Here is an 18,494-nt window from a genome sequence, read left to right on the forward strand (position 1 = left end):
GGTTTTCAAAACCTGTGAGGTTTCATATTTATTATTTAATATTAGTAATTATAGTTCGTTCTACTTTTGCGACCAAACCTTCAGGATCATCTGAAGCCACAGCAATGGGTTCGTGCACTTTCACTTTAATATGAACGCCGGGTTCCATTGGGAAATTACCGTGTTTAAAGAGTTTCCAGGAATTATTAATGGTTATTGGCACTATTAAAGCTTCTGGCATTTGTTTAAAAAGCATTTGCATTCCGCTTACGGCAAACTTTTTTGGCGCACCGGTTCGGCTGCGGGTTCCCTCAGGAAAAATTACGGCAGAACGGTTCGTTTTGTTGAGGTATTTGGCAAATTTCACCATTTTAATAAGCGATTCCCTTGGATTTTTTCGGTCTATTAAAACCGAACCACCATGGCGTAAATTAAAAGAAATACTCGGAATTCCTTTTCCTAATTCTTTCTTACTTACAAATTTTGGGTGGTGTTTTCTTAAATACCAGATTATTGGTGGGATGTCATACATTCCCTGGTGGTTGGCTACAAAAATACAGGGTTTTTCTATGGGAATCGTGTGAGGATTCTCAATATGAAAACGGGTGCCTAAAATATTTAGACAGCGCATTAAAAATAAATTAAAAATATCTACACTTTTTTTATGCGGCTGGTAGCCACCAAGTTTTAGACACAGCCATTGAATTGGATGAAAAACCAGTAGATTTAAAAAAAAGAAAAAATAGAATAAAACCGATAAGGGGTATGAAAGTATTTTTTTCATCACTTAGATTATGCGGCTAAATTAAGTATTTAAGCCGTAAACCTACAAATACAACTTTGGGAATTGGAAATAAAAATGGCTGGTTGAAAAGTCTTGTTTCGTCAAGCTGAACTTGTTTTAGCTTCTAAGTTGATTTGAAACTAGATCCTGAAACAAGTTCAGGATGACAATTACAAAAACCTTCAACCAGCCATTTAATAAATTATACTAGCTGTTGCTGCTTAGCAGAACTCGTTATAAGCGCCGGTAAGGTTTTCAGCAATCATTTCTGCTGGGCGACCTTCAATGTGGTGACGCTCTAACATGTGTACTAACTCACCATCTTTAAAAAGTGCCATAGAAGGCGAAGATGGAGGAAAAGGAACCATTAAACTACGTGCTTTATCTGTAGCTTCTTTATCTACACCTGCGAAAACAGTCACTAAGTTATCTGGTTTTTTTGCATTCTGTAAAGAGATTCTGGCGCCTGGTCTTGCATTGGCGGCAGCACATCCACAAACCGAATTTACCACTACAAGGGTAGTTCCTTCTTTCTTCATTGCGTTCTCTACATCTTCTACACTGTGTAATTCTTCAAAACCAATGCTGGTAAGGTCTTCGCGCATAGGTTTTACTAAATCTGCTGGATACATATATTTTGTTTTTTGTATTAAACTTGAGTAAGTGACAAAGATACCAAATTAACTTCAGCTGCCCATATTTCAATTAATTATGTGCTAATAAGTTAAATTGATTAAGCTAAGGTAGTTCGTTGTTGCAGCTCACTTAGATTTTAGATAAGGCTTTAAGCAAATAAATCTCATTTAATGAGTAAAATGGTATCTTTGCGGCTTATTTAAAATTTTCTTCATGTTTAAATGGATTGCAGCCGTGATTGGCTATATGTATTTCCGGTTTCCCGGAGCCATTTTAGGTTTTATAATAGGAACATTAATAGATAACTGGACCAAAGGTAGTGGTGCAGCATTTAAGCAAATGTTCGGGCAGGAGGAACAAAAGGTTTCGCCCGGTGATTTTGAACTAAATTTACTTTCGTTGTGTTCCCTGGTGATTAAAGCCGATGGGCAGGTTTCGCAGTCTGAAATGGATTATGTGCGCTCTTATTTTGTGCAAGCCTACGGAAAAGAACGCGCCAATGCTACTTTTAGAACTTTCAATGAATTAATTAAAAACCGTGAAATTTCGGCTTCAAGAATTTCACAATATTTGGCTGCCAGAACAAAGTATCCTGCACGTTTGCAAATTATTCACTTTCTCTTCGGAATTGCACAAGCCGATGGGCGCGTAAGTGAAGCTGAAGCTCGCGTTATCCAGGAAATTGCCGGTTATCTTAGAATTGGCCGAATGGATTTTGAAAGCCTAAAGGCAATGTTCTTTAAATCTGCCGATAATGCGTATAAAATCCTTGAAATCGAAAAAACGGCTACAGATGCTGAGGTGAAAAAGGCTTATAGAAATATGGTGAAAAAATATCACCCCGATAAATTAGGCCATATGGACGAAGCTTATAGAAAAGGCGCTCGAGAAAAATTCAACAAGGTGCAGGAAGCTTACGACCAAATTCAAAAGGAACGTGGACTTTAGAAATTATATTTCAAATTCAGCATGAAATTTCTGCCGGGACTATTTACATTAAACGCTCTTAAAATTGACATATGGTCTACATAGTTTTTATTTAAGGCGTTATAAACTGTGATCCCCGATTCCAGCTGATTGTTTCCTAAATTGAATTTCTTACTCAACCCCAAATTAAGCAATTTATAACCCGCAGTAGTTTCTTCGTTAAGACCAGCCCTATTTTGGTTACTTATCAATCTTAATTTTGAAAAAGTATAAAGTGACCTATCATTTAAACCGAAATATCCAACTTGCAGGTTAAAATTATCTGGCGGGATAAAACTCAAATTCCGCTCGTTTTTTATATCCCAGGCTCTAACAATGGCTCCGGAAAGTTTGGTTTCCAATCTTTGCTGGTTTAACCAGCTATGTTTCAGCTCAAATTCAAAACCATATAGATCGGCATCGGTTTGCAGGTAAGACCAAACTTCCAGGTTTCCATCTGGCAATGTTTCATCGGTAGCGGTGAAGTAAATATAATTGTTTACCCGACTACCAAATGCTGAAAAAGTGCCTTCAAATCTTTTATTTCGGTAAGTATAGCTGGCATCAACCTGTAAACTTTGTTCCCTGCCAAACTGGTCGTTTCCTTTTTCAAAGCGGCTGGTACCAGGATGTGGGCCGTTAGAAAATAATTCAGCCAGATCTGGAGCCCTAAAACCGGTAGAGAAATTCAGTTTTAATTGATTTCTGGTGTTAAATTTTTTAGTGGCTCCAATAGAGCCGGTAAACCCGTTAAAGGTTCTCATAAGTTTTCGATTTTCAGGATTTCCGGGGAGTATAAATTCGTCGGCAATTAGTTCTTCCGAACTGGCGTCTGCGGTAACATTTCTATAATCGTAGCGCAGGGCACCTTGCAAATACCAGGATTCAATATCTAAGCTTGCCAAATAATAAAATCCGTTTTCAATAACGTCGGCATCGGGAATTAAAAATTCCTGCGAATTTTTAATGTTCTGGGTTTTTACAAAACTTCCCTGGGTTCCTAAGCTGTGCTTTATTTTTCCGTTAGGAAAACTTATTCGGGCATTATAAAAACTATGGTTTTGTTGTAAACCAAGGTCTACGAGGTCAAAATTTTCCTCCACTTCCTTTCGATTATTGGAGTGGTGCGAAAGGTGTAAAGAAGTTTCAAATTTCTCGTGTTTGGTAGTTTGATTATAGGAAAGTAAATAGTCTTTTACCTCTTGAAAGGGCAATTGCATTTCCCTGTCGTTCCTTGTGGTGGCGAGACTTTGGGAATCCTGCATTTCTTCATCCAGAATAATTCCTAAATTCTGGTCATTAAAAGAAAATGATAATTTATTCTGAAAGTTTTCCTTTTCAATTCCGGTGTGTAATCTTAGTGTATTTGTATTAAACCGGCTGTTTCCAATTACTCTTCCATTCCCGTTTTTATAATCGGCGTGATTTTCAAAAGCAAGATCGGTAGCGATAAAAATCCCATTTTCAAAAGATTTTCCTGCGGAAGCATAAGTTCGAATTCCGTTGGAAACGCTATTAAAAGTAGTACCAATATTTCCCGATATTTTGGTGGATTTTTTATAAAATTCATCATCCTGGGTAAGTAGAACTCCGCCCAAAGCACCGGAACCATATAAAACTGAAGCCGGCCCTTTAATAACTTCTACTTTTTTAATACCAAGGTCATTAATTCCCAGGCCGTGATCTGCACCCCATTGATGATTTTCAAGTTTATTGCCCTGGTAAATAGTAACTACCCTGGAGAAACCAAGTCCGCGAATAAAAGGTTTTACAATGCCCTGGCCGAATTCTGCTCCATAAACCCCCGGAACTTGCCGTAAACTACCCATCATCCCGTTAGGGTTTCCTTTGTTTTCTATACCCTGCATACTAATGCTCGAAACATTATAAGGAGTGCGCCGTGTAAGTCCGGTTTGGGTGTCTACAATAAGCACTTCATCAAGTTCTGAAGAAGATTTTTCGAGCTCGAAATTCTGGGTGGTACTTTGCGCTTCAGCAATAAAAACTTCCTGTGTAAATTTTTTATACCCAATTGCGCTAACCTGAATTATGTGATTTCCTGAGGGAATATTCTTCAATAGAAAAACTCCATTTCCCTTAGCCGTGGTGCCAAGGTTTAAATTTTCTACATAAATATTTGCAAATGCAACAGGGTTTTCTTCAGAAGTGATTTTTCCTGAAAGTTTGCCTGTTTGGGCAAAACCCAGGAATGTGTAGAATATAGAAATTACCATCGCTAATGTTTTCATTTTCTTATTTTTGTCAAAACTATAAAATAAATTTAGATAAGTCTAAAAATAGGTTTTTAATTTTAAAAATGTATTTTTGGAAAACGTAAATTATGTTGGAGCTAGCTCACGAGGTATAAACAGGGGACAATTTTTATTTCGAGATAAGCCTTGGAGCATTTAAATCTCGATTATCAAGTAAATTAGAAGTATGTTTAGTTTTTCAGAAGAAAATTATTTAAAAGCAATTTTTCATTTAGAACGAAAATACCAGGCTGGTGTTAGTACCAATGCCCTGGCCGAAGAAATGGAAACCAAAGCTTCATCGGTTACTGATATGATTAAAAAATTATCGGAAAAAGAACTGGTGATTTACAAAAAGTACCAGGGAGTAAAACTCAGTGAATTGGGAAAGAAAACCGCCATAGAAGTAATTAGAAAGCATAGGCTATGGGAATATTTTTTGGTAGAAAAGCTTAATTTTAATTGGGATGAAGTACACGATATAGCCGAGCAGCTGGAACATATTAAATCTGAAAAACTTACCCAGGAATTAGATAAATTTCTGGGGTTTCCTAAACGTGACCCTCATGGCGATCCAATCCCTGATGCTGAAGGAAACTTTAGTGTAGCTAATAAAATGCTACTTTCTGAATTAGGAAAAGCAGAAAAAGGTATTTGCGTGGGAGTAAAAGATTCATCATCAGATTTTCTTAGGTTTTTAGATAAGAATAATATCTCACTTGGGAAGGAGATCAAAGTCCTGGAAAAGGAAGCTTTTGATGGGTCTATGCTAATTATAATAGAAGAAAGACAATTAAGAATTTCGCAATTAATATCAAATAATCTTTACATAAAAACACAGTAATAAATGGAAGATTTAATCGCTTATTTTGAGCAATTAGACCCGGTAATGGCAGCATTACAGGCTACAATTTTCACCTGGTTACTTACCGCAGCCGGAGCTTCCCTGGTTTTTCTTTTCAAAAATATGGACAGAAAATTGTTTGACGGAATGCTTGGATTTACCGGTGGCGTTATGGTAGCTGCCAGTTTTTGGAGTTTATTGGCACCTGGAATAGAAATGAGCCCCGGAGAAGGTTTTGAAAAAACAGTGCCACCACTTGTGGGGTTTGGATTGGGTGCACTTTTTCTGTTTGGTCTCGATAAAATATTGCCTCACCTGCACGTGAATTTTAAGATGAGTGAAAAAGAAGGAATTAAAACACCCTGGCATAAATCTATACTCCTTACCCTGGCAATTACTTTGCATAATATTCCCGAAGGTTTAGCGGTAGGCGTGCTTTTTGGTGCTGCTGGCGCCGGACTGGAAGGTGCCAGTATTGGTGGTGCGGTGGCTCTTGCTATAGGAATTGGTTTACAAAACTTTCCTGAAGGTTTTGCGGTTGCCATGCCACTGCGCGGACAGGGAATGAGCCGTTGGAAAAGTTTTAATTTTGGTCAACTTTCGGCTATTGTAGAGCCTTTTGCTGCGGTACTTGGTGCCTGGGCAGTGATGACATTTGAGCCTATTTTGCCCTATGCACTTTCTTTTGCTGCCGGCGCGATGATCTTTGTGGTAGTAGAAGAGGTAGTGCCGGAATCTCAAAAAGGAAATTTCACCGATATTGCAACCATGGGTTTTATTTTAGGTTTTATGGTAATGATGACACTTGACGTTGGTTTGGCATAAAATTTTGCAACATTTAGCTTGTGGCACAGTCTTTACTAGTAAAGAGATATGCAAGAAGTATCACCAATTAACAGAAGTTATTTTTTATTGAAATTAACATTATTAATCGCTGTATTTTTTCTTTTCGTAATTCCTGCATCAGCGCAGGAGGAAATTGAAGAGATAGAACATTATGCTCAAACCTATGTAGGAGAAGCTTTTCATTTTGATGGAAAAACCATTCGGTTTAAAGAGGTGTTGTCAGATTCTCGTTGTCCGAGCGATGTAACTTGTGTTTGGGCCGGCGAGGCAAAAATCCTGATTGAAATATTTAAAAATGAAAAGTTGGTAGGAGAAGAAATTATTAGCAGCCTATCTCAAGAATTATCACTTGCGAAATTCTTTCAGGGTAATTTTTCACTTAATGCAATTGCGCTTACGCCATATCCCAAAACTTCCAGAAAAATAAAAACTTCAGATTACCGGCTTAAGTTTAAAGTAACGGAAATGCTAGAGAATTAACCACAACCACAGCCCGAAACGCCGCAGGCTTTGGTTTTTTCAGATTTCTTCTTTAAAAAAGCAGGTTTCCAGATAAATTTTGTCAAGATGTATCCCAGTGCGATCGCGAAAGTGATAAAAACAAGTATTTCCTGTAATAGTTCCATAATTATTAAGTCGTTTTTAAAGTTTTAACTTACACTTATTTTAATAATTGAAAAGCCGCCAATGCAACTAAATAGGCAAAAAGGGTCATTACCACTAATTGCAACACCGGCCATTTCCAGGTGTTGGTTTCCCTTTTAACAATTGCCAATGTACTCATACATTGCATTGCAAAGGCATAAAATAGTAATAGGCTTACTCCGCTGGCAAATGTAAATAAAGGCCCACCTAAAATAGGATTAATCTCTGCCGCCATCCTGTTTTTAATAGTTTCTTCTTCATCGCTGCCAACACTATAAATGGTTGCCAAAGTGCCTACAAAAACTTCTCGCGCAGCAAAAGAACTGATTATGGCGATCCCAATTTTCCAATCGTACCCTAAAGGCGCGACCACGGGCTCAATACCTCTTCCCATAATCCCGATATAGGAATTTCTAAGTTTAAATGAAGCGATTTTTTCTTCTAATTCCCCTTCTGAAATCTCAGTGTTTTGTGAATATTCTGAAGTAACGATTTCTTCAGCCTGGTTAAAATTATCGCCGGGCCCGTAACTGGCCAAAACCCATAAAATAATAGAAATGGCCAGGATTATTTTTCCGGCACCAAAAACAAAAGATTTGGTTTTTTCTATCACGTTAATGGTGATATTTTTCCCCATTGGGAGTTTATAATTGGGCATTTCAATCACAAACTGACTGCGGGTTTTTATATTCAGAATTAAATTCAAAATCCAGGCAGACCCAATGGCCACTGCAAATCCTAAAAGATAAAGTAACATTAGAGTTAAACCTTGCAGGTTAAAACCCCAAACAGCCCGATCTGGAATTACCAGGGCGATTATAATTAAATATACCGGTAGACGCGCAGAACAGGTAGTAAATGGCACGACTAAAATGGTGATTAAGCGTTCTTTCCAACTTTCAATATTCCGGGTAGCCATTACTGCGGGAATGGCGCAGGCAGTTCCTGAAACCAATGGTACAACGCTTTTTCCGCTAAGGCCGAATTTTCGCATAATACGGTCCATTAAAAAGACCACACGACTCATATACCCGGTTTCTTCCAGAATAGAAATAAAGAAAAACAGGAAAGCGATTTGTGGAATAAAAATAACAATCCCGCCAAGGCCGGGAATAATACCTTCGGCAATAAGATTGGTGAAGGCACCCGCCGGGAGGCTTGTCTTTGTCCATTCACTTAGAAAAGCAAAAGTTTCGTCTATAAGATCCATTGGGTAACTGGACCAACTATAAATTGCCTGGAAAATCAATAAAAGAATACCGAAAAATATGGCGTAACCCCAAACTTTGTGAGTGAGGACACGGTCTAAACGCGAACGAAGATCTTTGGCAGAACTGGCATCTACCTTCATTGCTTCTTTTAAAACTCCATTTATAAACTGATACCTTAAAATAGTTTCTTTGTGCTGAAGTTTCTTTAATTCGGTATGTGATTTGGTGTCAAAAAGATCAGAACTACTAATCTCGTTTCTGTTAATATTCCCAAAGTTTACATCTTGAGTAATTACCAGCCAAAGTTTATAAAGCGATTGGTTTGGGAATGCTTTCCGCAGCCTTTCAAAATATTCGGGAGCAATAATAGAAGCATTAACACAAGGTTCATTTGAAATATGCCGATAATTGATTATAGCTTCTTTAAGCTCGTCAATCCCCGTGTTTTTTCGGGCACTAACTAAGGTGACTTTTGTTTTTAAACGTTCTTCAAGTAAATCTACATCAAGGGAAATTCCTTTGCGTTCCATCCTGTCGGCCATATTAATTACCAGGATTGTTGGAATTCCAAGGTCTTTAATTTGGGTAAAAAGAAGTAGATTTCGTTTTAAATTCTCTACATCGCTAACTACAACAGCAACATCGGGATAATCTTTATCGCTTTTGTTTAGCAATAATTCTATCACCACGTTTTCATCTAAAGACGAAGCATTAAGGCTGTAAGTTCCCGGAAGGTCCAGGATATGGGCTTTAAGTCCGCGCGGAAGTTTGCAGATTCCTTCTTTTTTTTCCACCGTAATTCCGGGGTAATTTCCTACTTTTTGATTTAGCCCTGTGAGCTGATTAAAAACAGAGGTTTTACCGGTATTTGGATTTCCTATTAAGGCGACGTTTATTTGTTTAGCCATGTTAGCTTATCAGGTCAATTTCTATAAGTAAAGCGATTTCTTTTCTAATAGCCAGGTGGCTTCCGTTTATGTTAAGATACATGGGATCCCTAAAAGGAGCCATTTGTAACATTTGCACTTCATTACCCGGCAAACAACCCATTTCGAGCAATTTTAGCGGAATATTTTCTGCAGAAAAATCTTTGATAATTCCGCGTTCACCACGTTTTAAATCGGCCAGGGTTCGTTTCACTTTTTATTTAGATTGATTTTAAACAAGACAAAAGTAAGGTAAAATTTCAGCAGGAAAAAATTTCAATACAAAAACTCCTTTTTAACGATATTCACGTTTTAACACCTTGATATCGTGCATTAGGTTTTTTATGGCTTCGGCATCGGTACCGTCATAAAATCCGCGAATGCGTTTTTCTTTATCTACAAGTACAAAATTTTCGGTATGAATCATATCGTAAGGCCCGCCATCGCCATTGCTTTTTGAAGCGAGATAAGATTTCCTAGCCAGTTCATAAATGTGTTTCTTATCGCCCGTAACCAGGTTCCATTTTTCATCAATTACACCTTTTTCTTCGGCATATTTCTTTAAAACCGGTACAGAATCGGTTTTTGGGAAAACCGTATGGGAGAGTAATAAAACTTCAGGGTCATCTTTAATTTTCTGCTGAATTTCCAGCATATGATCGGTCATTATGGGGCAAATGGTAAGGCAGGTGGTAAAGAAGAAATCGGCCACGTAAATTTTATTCTCGTAAAAATCTTGAGTAATAGTATCGCCATTTTGGTTGATAAGCTCAAAATCTTTTATGGTGTGGTATTTACGAACGTATTGAACGGTAGAATCTACCAATTCGGCATTTACCATATCTGGTTGAAAAACGGGTAAACGTTCTTTTGGGGTTAAGAGCGTATAAATACTATAAATTATTATTACCGAAAGTATAAACAGGACAATGGCAAATTTCTTGAGCCAGGCAAAAAGATCACGCATACTTTTAGATTTTCAGGAAAATTTACTCGATAATCGAGATTTTAATGCTCCGAGGTTTGTCTCGAAAATCAGACAATTGTTTACTGCAAAATTAAGTGCTAACAATCAATTAGTCGCAGTTTAAAACTTAAAATTTCAGATGACTATAACAGGAAGGCTTTTAAACTTTTTTAGGAGATTATAAAAGTTTACTTTTGTGCGATTTAAAATTTGAAGCATTACGCATGGATCCATTTATAGTTAAAGCCATACAGTTACTGTTAAGCTTGTCTTTACTTATAGTCTTACACGAACTTGGGCATTTTATTCCCGCTAAAATATTTAAAACCAGAGTAGAAAAATTCTTTCTCTTTTTTGATGTGAAATTCGCACTTTTCAAGAAGAAAATTGGTGGAACCGTTTATGGTATTGGATGGTTGCCTTTGGGAGGTTATGTGAAAATTTCTGGAATGATAGACGAAAGTATGGATAAGGAGCAAATGGCGAAACCGCCGGAGCCCTGGGAATTTAGAAGTAAACCCGCCTGGCAACGACTTATTATTATGCTTGGAGGAGTTACTGTAAACCTGGTACTTGGTTTTCTTATCTATATGATGATCATGTTTGTTTGGGGTAAGAATTATGTTGGCCCCGATGAAATGCCAGAAGGTTTTGCCATTGCCGAAGAATTTAAGCAATACGGTTTTGAAGATGGTGATCGCGTTTTGCATATAAACGGAGAGGATCTTCAAAATAGTGATGATGTAAATCGCTACCTTTTTATGCGGGATGTAAATAGTATTACTGTAATACATCAAAATGGAGAAGAAGAAGTTATTGAGGTTCCTGAAGATATAGGGGAACAAATGTGGGAACAAGGGATTATGATACCTTTTATTCCTATCCAAAATGCAGTACTGGATAGTGTTGTGCCAGATCAAGCCGCCGGTATTGCCGGACTTCAAAAAGGTGATAGCCTAATAGCATTAAATAACCAGGAGATTGGTTACTGGCACGAAATAAAGAGAATAAGCTCAGAAAATAAGGAAAAAGACATGGAGCTCGTGTTTAAACGAGGCGAGGAGATTAAGAGTGTTATGGTAGCACCAGATGAAGAAGGTATTCTTGGTTTTTCTGTTAAACGTAATTTTGAAGTTAAACAACAAAAGTATGGGTTTGTTGAAAGTGTTAAGCAAGGTTTTGATTATGGTTACTGGACATTACACGATTATGTAGCCCAGTTTAAATATGTTTTTACTCAAAAAGGAGCCACACAATTAGGTGGGTTTGGAGCCATTGGCGGGTTGTTCCCCGATACCTGGAATTGGAAAGGATTCTGGCATACTACAGCATTGATTTCTATAATCCTTGCCTTTATGAACATTTTGCCTATCCCTGCTTTGGATGGCGGACATGTGATGTTTCTCTTATATGAAATGATAACCGGTAGAAAACCCAACGATAAATTTATGGAAGTTGCCCAAATGGTTGGCTTTTTTATCTTAATCGCGTTGGTGCTTTATGCCAATGGAAACGATGTATACCGTTGGTTATTTGAATGATAGAATTAGAAACAATTATTCACCGAAAAAAACCTGAAAAAAATTCAATTTTTGTTTTGCGGTGATTTAAAATTTGGTTTATATTTGCAACCGCAAAAGAGCGAAACACTCCTCCTTAGCTCAGTTGGTTAGAGCATCTGACTGTTAATCAGAGGGTCCTTGGTTCGAGCCCAAGAGGGGGAGCTTAGTAAAGACAAGCCATTCAAGAAATTGAATGGCTTTGTTTTTTTAGTGGGGACAACATAGGGACAACATTTTTTTATGGATCAATCCTAATTGTTGTGTTTAAGCAAAAATTGTAGTTAATCTATGTAAGAAGAATTCTTCATTTTTCCCTCTTCTAACTGAGCGCTATGCGCTTTTATTTTTTGCGCTGAAAGATTCTAGGGACGCATTTGTACTTCTGCTGATGAAGTAATTGAGTATGGACCTGTAATTAAAGGTTGTGGTTTTGGCAATAGATTTGAAGGCCTTAAATTCTGTATCCTCTACATCTTTGTACTAGTGGGCGAGTTTTGAATAGACCACCTGCACTGAGTTTGCTTTACAGGTTCTTCCAATATCTGTGGATAACCTCGACACTAGTCAAGAGGAAGTGATTTCTTGCAACGGAGAGTTTAATTTAAAGCAATGGTTATTTGCTAAAGTTTATTTTTTTTATTCAAAGTGATTTAGTTTTGTAAAACCAAAATAATAAAAATCGAAAATCCTTTTTTAGAAAAACCCATTTATAAAAAAAAATTATAGAAGACGAGTTATATAATTATAACTTTCGTTTAAACTTTTAAAATCTGGCATTTCAAAATTCTCCTGTTCCAGGATATAATGTTCTACACCAGATATTTCTGCACTTTTGAATATTTCTTTATAATCAATACTTCCATTGCCAATTTCGGTATTCAGCTCTGGATCTTCTTTATGCATATCCTTTACATGCCATAATTTAAATCTTCCTGGATATTTTTCAAATAATGAAATAGGGTTTATTCCTGCTCTAACAACCCAGTAAATATCCATTTCGAATGTAACCAGGTCTTCATCTGTATTATTTAATAAAATATCATACCCGGTAGTATCATCCATTTTTTCAAATTCAAATGCATGATTATGATAGGCTAGGGTGATTCCTGCCGACTTGCACATTTCACCAGCTTGATTAAATTTTTCAGCAATATTTTGATAGTCTGATTTGGATTCACGAAGGTTCTCTTCAATACTGGGAATAATAATATACTCCTGACCGAGTTGATTTGCTACTGAAATTATTTCTTTGAAGTTTTCAAAGTCCCCTTTAATAAGGGAATTACCGTCGTAATGGCCGCTAGGTGATATCAGGTTATTTTTTGTGAGTTCTTCTTTAAGTTCTGCAATGCTTATCCCCCAAAATTTACCATCGTTGTATCCATAGGTTTCTATTTCATTAAAACCGACATTAGCCAACTTCTTCAAGATCTCCATGGGGTTATCGGCAATTGTTTCTCTTAATGAATAAAGCTGAATACCTATAGCCAACTTTTCCTTAGTCGAAAAACTGAAACTTGGAGCAATTGAGCAGGCTACTAATGCCAGTCCGGTTTGTTTGATAAAATTCCTTCTATGTACCATATTTATAATCTTTAGATTACTAATTTTTTACAAAGCTTAGAAAATTAGGATTTTAATCACTCAATTATCTAATCTAAATATAATTTATTACTAAAGAACCAATAATAAATCAAAAAAATTCAAGAATGATAGAATAATACAATAAAGTGAATAAATAGTATTATTAGGAGTATCCCTCATAGTATAATTTAGTTCTTAAGAATTTGCTAAAAAAACTACCTTTAGATTTAATTAATGTTAATTTTTTGAGGTTTGGTTTTTACTCTCTTAAAAATAAATCCCAAATTTCCATAATTAAAAAATGAATGAATAAAAAACACACCTATAAAACCTTTTCAGAAAAATTTGATGCAATCGTTATAGGTACTGGAATAACGGGTGGCTGGGCTGCAAAGGAACTGACAGAAGGAGGTCTTAAAACCCTTGTGCTGGAAAGAGGCAGAATGGTTGAGCATGTGAAGGATTATCCTACAATGAATGATGATCCCTGGGATTATGAATTTAAAGGTCAGGTTACAAGAGAGGAGCTTAAAAAGCAAGAAAAGCAGGCCAGAACAGGTTATACAATTAATGATGCCAGTAAACACTGGTTTGTAAACGATTTGAAACATCCCTATAATGAGGAGAAAAGATTCGACTGGATCAGGGGATATCATGTAGGTGGCAAATCTCTGATGTGGGCCAGGATGTCGTTCCGCTGGAGCGATTTAGATTTCGAGGCAAATAAGAATGATGGGCATGGTGTAGACTGGCCTGTAAGATATAGCGATCTTAAGCCCTGGTATGAAAAAGTAGAAAAATTTGTAGGGATTAGCGGTAAAGCTGAAGGCTTGCCCCAATTACCCGATAGTATTTTCACCCCTGAAATGCCTCTGAATTGTGTTGAAGAGGAATTGAAGACTGGAGTTTCTAATAATTTTTCTGATAGGAAAATTATTAATTCAAGAGTAGCAAACTTAACTGATCCTGAAGGACGGGAGGGGAGATCAAACTGTCAGTTTAGAAACCGTTGTATTAGGGGTTGCCCTTATGGTGCTTACTTTAGCAGTAATTCTTCGACATTACCCGCTGCAGGACGTACGGGAAATATGACTTTAAGACCAAATTCTATTGTACATGAAATTATTTATGATAATCAACAATCTAAAGCAACGGGAGTTAAGGTAATTGATGCTGAAACTGGGGAAAAAATAGAGTTTCAGGCAAATATTATTTTTTGTTGTGCAGGTGCCATACCCACCACTTCAATTTTAATGCAGTCAAAATCAGATAGATTTCCCTCGGGCTTAGGAAACGATAGTGGGGAATTAGGTCATAATTTAATGGATCACCATTTTAAGGTAGGTGCTTCCGGTGTTTCAAATAATCATCAGGAAGACTACTATAAGGGACGGAAGCCTTCAGGGTTTTTTGTGCCTAGATTCAGGAATGTGAGTAAAGATACTACCATGAAAGACTTTGTTAGGGGTTATGGAATGCAGGGAGGTGCCAGTAGAACAGACTGGACCCAGGCCATTGGTGAAATGACATACGGTAAAGAGTTAAAAGAGGCCATAGTTAAACCTGGTAAATGGCAAATAGGAATTAATTGTTTTGGTGAATGTCTACCTTATCATGAAAATAAGATGACCCTGAATTATAAAAAGCTGGATGAATGGGGTTTACCAACAATCACCTTTGATTGTGAATATAAAGAGAACGAGAAAAAAATGAGGAAGGATGCTAAAGAGCAGGCAATAGCCATGTTAGAGGCAGCTGGGTTTGAAGACGTGAGAGGCTATGAGGATGATTGTTTTCCAGGTAATGGAATTCACGAAATGGGAACGGCTAGAATGGGGAGGGACCCCAAAACTTCTGTCTTAAATAAGAATAATCAAATTCATAGTGTGCCAAATGTATTTGTTACGGATGGCGCTTGTATGTCTTCGTCTGCATCTCAAAACCCATCACTAACTTATATGGCTCTTACGGCCAGAGCTGCAAACTATGCTATTAATGAATACAAGAAAGAAAGTGTTTAACTATAGAATTATTTTACTAACCAAAATAGATTGATATGAAGATACCATTGTTTATTGTTATTGTGTTGATGTTTCCAATAACCATTGTCGCCCAGGATGAAATTCTTGTTACGGGTGTGGTTTTAGATGCCGAAAACGGTATGCCGGTTCCAAGTGCGAACGTTATTGAAAAGGGAACTTCAAATGGGGTACTAACGAACTTTGATGGAGAGTTCTCTATTCAAGTACCCGCGGAATCTATATTAGTATTTAGTTACATTGGATATGCCACAAAAGAAGTTCAGGTAAATGGACGAACTGAAATTGAAGTTTCTTTTGAACCTGAAGCTGCTGCATTGCAAGAAGTAATTGTGGTAGGTTATGGAACTCAAAGAAAGGCTGACCTTACCGGGGCTGTATCGGTTGTTGATATGGAAAGTATGAACCGACAACCAAGCCCTCAAGTTTCAGAACAACTTCAAGGCCAGGCTTCCGGTGTTACCGTAACTAGTTCTGGTCAACCGGGAGAACCTCCTCAAGTTCGCATACGAGGAATAAATACTTTTGGGGATAGTAGTCCTCTCTATGTTGTAGATGGCGTTCCTACTCAAGACATAAACTATTTAAATCCAAATGATATTGCCAATATGCAAGTGCTTAAAGATGCTGGTTCAGCTTCGATATATGGAGCTCGTGCCGCAAATGGTGTTATCATTATTACTACTAAAAAAGGATCTGGAGATTTAAAAGTTAATTATAACGGATATTATGGAACTCAAATGGTTCCAAAAGGAAATGTTTATGACATTTTATCGCCTCAAGGACATGCTGATATAAGATGGGCTGCTATGGAAAATACAAATCCGGGGGAGCCAATCACCGACAGGCAATATGGTTCTGGTGCCCAACCAACGCTTCCTTACTATATATTGCCAGGAGGGGCAAGTCAGGGGGAAGTTGATGAGTCTAATTATTTTGTAGATCCAAATTATACGGAATCTGGTGCTGTAAATGGATTTAACCAGATTATCAGAGCAAATCAGCAGGGAACTAACTGGTTCCAGGAAATTTTTAATGATGCTCCGATTATGAATCATGATATATCCGTAAGCCAGGGAGGAGAAAAAGGAAATTTTCTTTTTTCACTGAATTATATGGATCAGGACGGAACCTTAAAAAATACTTTTTTTGAAAGGTATACCGCAAGGGTCAATAGTCAATTTAATATTTCAGATAATTTTAGAGTAGGTGAGAATATTGCATTCGCTCTTTCAAATGGAAATAGGGTAGCGGTTACCGGAGAAAATCCAATTAACCACGCATATCGGTCTCAACCTATAATTCCCGTATACGATATTGCCGGGAATTTTGCAGGAACTCAAGCTCCATCTTTAGGTAATTCTCAAAATGCTGCAGCTATTTTAGAGCGTAACAGAAATAATTTTAGTAAAACCAGCCGAGTTTTCGGTAATATTTTTGCAGAATTAGATTTTCTGGAAAATTTTACTGCGAGAACAAGTTTTGGAGGGAGCTATTCTAATACAAACGGCCAGGTGTTTAATTATCCTACTTACGAAAATGCAGAAAATACCACTTACAATCAGTTAACTGAAAATGCATTTACTGGATATAATTGGACATGGTCTAATACTCTTCAGTATCAAAATAATTTTAATGAATTACATGATGTGACAGTTTTAGTAGGAACTGAAGCTTTTCATAATCAATACGAAGAAGTTAGTGCCTTAACACAAGGATATTATTCCTTTGATCCAGATTACGTTAACTTAAGTACTGGTGCCGGAACACAAACAAACTCTGGGTTTTACACCGAAGATGCACTTTTTTCTGTCTTTGGAAGGTTAGATTATACCTTTAACGAAAGATATTTATTAGGAGCGACTCTTAGGAGGGATGCGACTTCAAGATTTACCAATCCTCGGGATGGGTGGTTCCCCGCAGTTAGTGCAGGATGGAGAATAAGCGAAGAAGCTTTTATGGACGATGTATCATGGATCGATGAATTAAAACTTCGAGGAGGTTATGGTGTAATGGGTAATCAAAACAATGTTGATCCTGCCAATGCATTTACTACTTATGGTGCCAGTAGGGTTTCGTCTTATTATGATATAAACGGCTCTAATAATTCTATTTTAGAAGGATTTCTGCGTTCAAGAATAGGAAATCCAAACGCTAGCTGGGAAAAAAATATTAATGCGAATATTGGAATAGATGTGAATTTATTCAACAGTAAACTTCAGGTTTCGGCCGATTACTATCGCAAGGATGTAGTTGATCTTTTATATAATCCCGAACTAACTGGTACAGCAGGGGTGTCAACAGCACCTTATGTTAATATTGCTGAGATGAAGAATAGTGGTTTAGATCTTTCTGCAACTGCTTATTTTGATTTTACATCTGAATTGCAAATGAATACTACCCTAACACTCACAACTTTTGAAAATGAAATTGTAAATATAGCAGACGGGGTTTCTTATTTTGATCAGGAAGCACGTCGGTTTAACGGAAGTAGTATAGTTAGAAACGCTGTTGGACATTCTGTAGGTCAATTTCACGGCTATAATATAGTTGGATTTTGGGATAGCCAGGAAGAAGTTGATGCAGCAAACCAGGAAGCTCAAAATGCACTAAACAACCCCGAAGCTGAATATCAATCTGATATAGGAGTGGGACGTTTTCGTTATGAAGATATTAACGGGGATGGTGTGATTACAAGTGATGATAGAACTTTCCTGGGAAATCCTAACCCCGATTTTAGTGGAGGTTTAAATATAGAATTCACCTATAAAAATTGGGATTTTAGTACATTTTTATATGGAGTTTATGGAAATGATATTTGGAATCAAGTCAAATGGTGGCACGATTTCTATAGTTCTTTTAATGGAGCTAAAAGTAACACCGCTTTATACGATTCCTGGACTCCAACTAATCAAAATGCCACAGCTCCCATACAAGAAACTGGCGGAAGCTTTAGTACAGCGAATGTGCCCAATTCCTATTTTGTTGAAGATGGGTCGTACCTTAGAGTTAGAAATATTCAGTTAGGATATAGTTTGCCTAATACTATTTTAGATAAGGTAGGATTAGATAGGTTAAGATTATATGTTCAGGGAGCTAATTTATTTACAATAACAAATTACTCAGGAGTAGATCCAGAATTAACAGGTTCGGCTACAGCCTTCGGAATTGATGAAGGAGCTTATCCAACCCCTAAACAAATCATCTTAGGTATAAATCTTTCATTGTAAGAGAATAAATTAAAAATTTTAGA

The 18,494-nt window shown here is 37.1% G+C and carries 15 protein-coding genes, 1 tRNA gene and 1 pseudogene; 8 read left to right on the forward strand and 9 right to left on the reverse strand.

Annotated features, from left to right (window positions below; genetic code table 11):
- Window positions 1–31: 31 nt before the first annotated feature.
- On the reverse strand, window positions 32–763 hold the full coding sequence (locus B5488_RS12505) for a lysophospholipid acyltransferase family protein (RefSeq protein WP_079735565.1): 732 nt from the start codon (window positions 761–763) through the stop codon (window positions 32–34).
- Between the two features lie 221 nt (window positions 764–984).
- On the reverse strand, window positions 985–1,395 hold the full coding sequence (locus B5488_RS12510) for a BrxA/BrxB family bacilliredoxin (protein WP_079720463.1): 411 nt from the start codon (window positions 1,393–1,395) through the stop codon (window positions 985–987).
- A 217-nt stretch (window positions 1,396–1,612) separates the two neighbouring features.
- Between B5488_RS12510 and B5488_RS12515 the strand changes: the two genes are divergently transcribed.
- Window positions 1,613–2,347: a TerB family tellurite resistance protein gene (locus B5488_RS12515; RefSeq protein WP_079735566.1), complete on the forward strand. Its 735-nt coding sequence runs from the start codon at window positions 1,613–1,615 to the stop codon at window positions 2,345–2,347.
- On the opposite strand, the gene B5488_RS12520 is transcribed toward B5488_RS12515, so the two are convergent.
- Window positions 2,344–4,614 carry a TonB-dependent receptor gene (locus B5488_RS12520; protein ID WP_079735567.1) on the reverse strand — a complete coding sequence of 757 codons (2,271 nt, stop codon included), beginning with the start codon at window positions 4,612–4,614 and terminating at the stop codon, window positions 2,344–2,346. The two genes, B5488_RS12515 and B5488_RS12520, sit on opposite strands and share 4 nt — an antisense overlap.
- Before the next feature lie 190 nt (window positions 4,615–4,804).
- On the opposite strand from B5488_RS12520, the gene B5488_RS12525 reads away from it, so the two are divergent.
- From B5488_RS12525 to B5488_RS12535, 3 genes are all read left to right on the forward strand, one after another.
- On the forward strand, window positions 4,805–5,461 hold the full coding sequence (locus B5488_RS12525; RefSeq protein WP_079735568.1) for a metal-dependent transcriptional regulator: 657 nt from the start codon (window positions 4,805–4,807) through the stop codon (window positions 5,459–5,461).
- Between the two features lie 3 nt (window positions 5,462–5,464).
- Window positions 5,465–6,286, forward strand: coding sequence for a ZIP family metal transporter (locus tag B5488_RS12530; protein WP_079735569.1), 822 nt, complete (start codon window positions 5,465–5,467; stop codon window positions 6,284–6,286).
- Window positions 6,287–6,373: 87 nt separating this feature from the next.
- Window positions 6,374–6,787: a hypothetical protein gene (locus B5488_RS12535; protein ID WP_146128767.1), complete on the forward strand. Its 414-nt coding sequence runs from the start codon at window positions 6,374–6,376 to the stop codon at window positions 6,785–6,787.
- On the opposite strand, the gene B5488_RS17990 is transcribed toward B5488_RS12535, so the two are convergent.
- From B5488_RS17990 to B5488_RS12550, 4 genes are all read right to left on the reverse strand, one after another.
- The gene (locus B5488_RS17990; RefSeq protein ID WP_170065306.1) at window positions 6,784–6,933 is read right to left on the reverse strand and encodes a hypothetical protein; all 150 of its coding nucleotides are present in this window, start codon (window positions 6,931–6,933) and stop codon (window positions 6,784–6,786) included. The two genes, B5488_RS12535 and B5488_RS17990, sit on opposite strands and share 4 nt — an antisense overlap.
- A gap of 35 nt (window positions 6,934–6,968) precedes the next feature.
- Window positions 6,969–9,071, reverse strand: a complete 2,103-nt coding sequence (feoB, locus tag B5488_RS12540; RefSeq protein WP_079735571.1) for a ferrous iron transport protein B — start codon at window positions 9,069–9,071, stop codon at window positions 6,969–6,971.
- Window position 9,072: 1 nt separating this feature from the next.
- Window positions 9,073–9,303: a FeoA family protein gene (locus B5488_RS12545; RefSeq protein WP_079711333.1), complete on the reverse strand. Its 231-nt coding sequence runs from the start codon at window positions 9,301–9,303 to the stop codon at window positions 9,073–9,075.
- An 81-nt stretch (window positions 9,304–9,384) separates the two neighbouring features.
- Window positions 9,385–10,056, reverse strand: a complete 672-nt coding sequence (locus B5488_RS12550; RefSeq protein WP_079735572.1) for an SCO family protein — start codon at window positions 10,054–10,056, stop codon at window positions 9,385–9,387.
- A gap of 224 nt (window positions 10,057–10,280) precedes the next feature.
- Between B5488_RS12550 and rseP the strand changes: the two genes are divergently transcribed.
- Together rseP and B5488_RS12560 are read left to right on the forward strand one after the other, a co-directional pair.
- The gene (rseP, locus tag B5488_RS12555) at window positions 10,281–11,597 is read left to right on the forward strand and encodes an RIP metalloprotease RseP (protein ID WP_079735573.1); all 1,317 of its coding nucleotides are present in this window, start codon (window positions 10,281–10,283) and stop codon (window positions 11,595–11,597) included.
- Between the two features lie 109 nt (window positions 11,598–11,706).
- Window positions 11,707–11,780, forward strand: a tRNA-Asn gene (locus B5488_RS12560).
- Window positions 11,781–11,948: 168 nt separating this feature from the next.
- Here B5488_RS12560 and B5488_RS18200 read toward each other — a convergent pair.
- Window positions 11,949–12,086, reverse strand: a pseudogene (locus B5488_RS18200) (transposase); the annotation flags it as partial.
- 252 nt (window positions 12,087–12,338) lie between these two features.
- Entirely contained in the window at window positions 12,339–13,202 is an 864-nt protein-coding gene (locus B5488_RS12570; protein ID WP_079735574.1) for a sugar phosphate isomerase/epimerase family protein, read from the reverse strand.
- 305 nt (window positions 13,203–13,507) lie between these two features.
- Between B5488_RS12570 and B5488_RS12575 the strand changes: the two genes are divergently transcribed.
- Both B5488_RS12575 and B5488_RS12580 read left to right on the forward strand, forming a co-directional pair.
- Complete coding sequence (locus tag B5488_RS12575; RefSeq protein ID WP_079735575.1) at window positions 13,508–15,223, forward strand: GMC oxidoreductase; 1,716 nt, start codon at window positions 13,508–13,510, stop codon at window positions 15,221–15,223.
- 35 nt (window positions 15,224–15,258) lie between these two features.
- Complete coding sequence (locus B5488_RS12580; RefSeq protein ID WP_079735576.1) at window positions 15,259–18,471, forward strand: SusC/RagA family TonB-linked outer membrane protein; 3,213 nt, start codon at window positions 15,259–15,261, stop codon at window positions 18,469–18,471.
- Window positions 18,472–18,494: the final 23 nt, after the last annotated feature.

Source organism: Salegentibacter salegens (assembly GCF_900142975.1).
Lineage (GTDB): Bacteria > Bacteroidota > Bacteroidia > Flavobacteriales > Flavobacteriaceae > Salegentibacter > Salegentibacter salegens.

Excerpts from the sequence above, each read along its gene's own strand:
- B5488_RS12505 (WP_079735565.1), bottom strand. The coding sequence starts at position 763 with ATGAAAAAAATACTTTCATACCCCTTATCGGTTTTATTCTATTTTTTC.
- B5488_RS12510 (WP_079720463.1), bottom strand. The coding sequence starts at position 1,395 with ATGTATCCAGCAGATTTAGTAAAACCTATGCGCGAAGACCTTACCAGC.
- B5488_RS12515 (WP_079735566.1), top strand. The coding sequence starts at position 1,613 with ATGTTTAAATGGATTGCAGCCGTGATTGGCTATATGTATTTCCGGTTT.
- B5488_RS12520 (WP_079735567.1), bottom strand. The coding sequence starts at position 4,614 with ATGAAAACATTAGCGATGGTAATTTCTATATTCTACACATTCCTGGGT.
- B5488_RS12525 (WP_079735568.1), top strand. The coding sequence starts at position 4,805 with ATGTTTAGTTTTTCAGAAGAAAATTATTTAAAAGCAATTTTTCATTTA.
- B5488_RS12530 (WP_079735569.1), top strand. The coding sequence starts at position 5,465 with ATGGAAGATTTAATCGCTTATTTTGAGCAATTAGACCCGGTAATGGCA.
- B5488_RS17990 (WP_170065306.1), bottom strand. The coding sequence starts at position 6,933 with ATGGAACTATTACAGGAAATACTTGTTTTTATCACTTTCGCGATCGCA.
- feoB (WP_079735571.1), bottom strand. The coding sequence starts at position 9,071 with ATGGCTAAACAAATAAACGTCGCCTTAATAGGAAATCCAAATACCGGT.
- B5488_RS12550 (WP_079735572.1), bottom strand. The coding sequence starts at position 10,056 with ATGCGTGATCTTTTTGCCTGGCTCAAGAAATTTGCCATTGTCCTGTTT.
- rseP (WP_079735573.1), top strand. The coding sequence starts at position 10,281 with ATGGATCCATTTATAGTTAAAGCCATACAGTTACTGTTAAGCTTGTCT.
- B5488_RS12570 (WP_079735574.1), bottom strand. The coding sequence starts at position 13,202 with ATGGTACATAGAAGGAATTTTATCAAACAAACCGGACTGGCATTAGTA.
- B5488_RS12575 (WP_079735575.1), top strand. The coding sequence starts at position 13,508 with ATGAATAAAAAACACACCTATAAAACCTTTTCAGAAAAATTTGATGCA.
- B5488_RS12580 (WP_079735576.1), top strand. The coding sequence starts at position 15,259 with ATGAAGATACCATTGTTTATTGTTATTGTGTTGATGTTTCCAATAACC.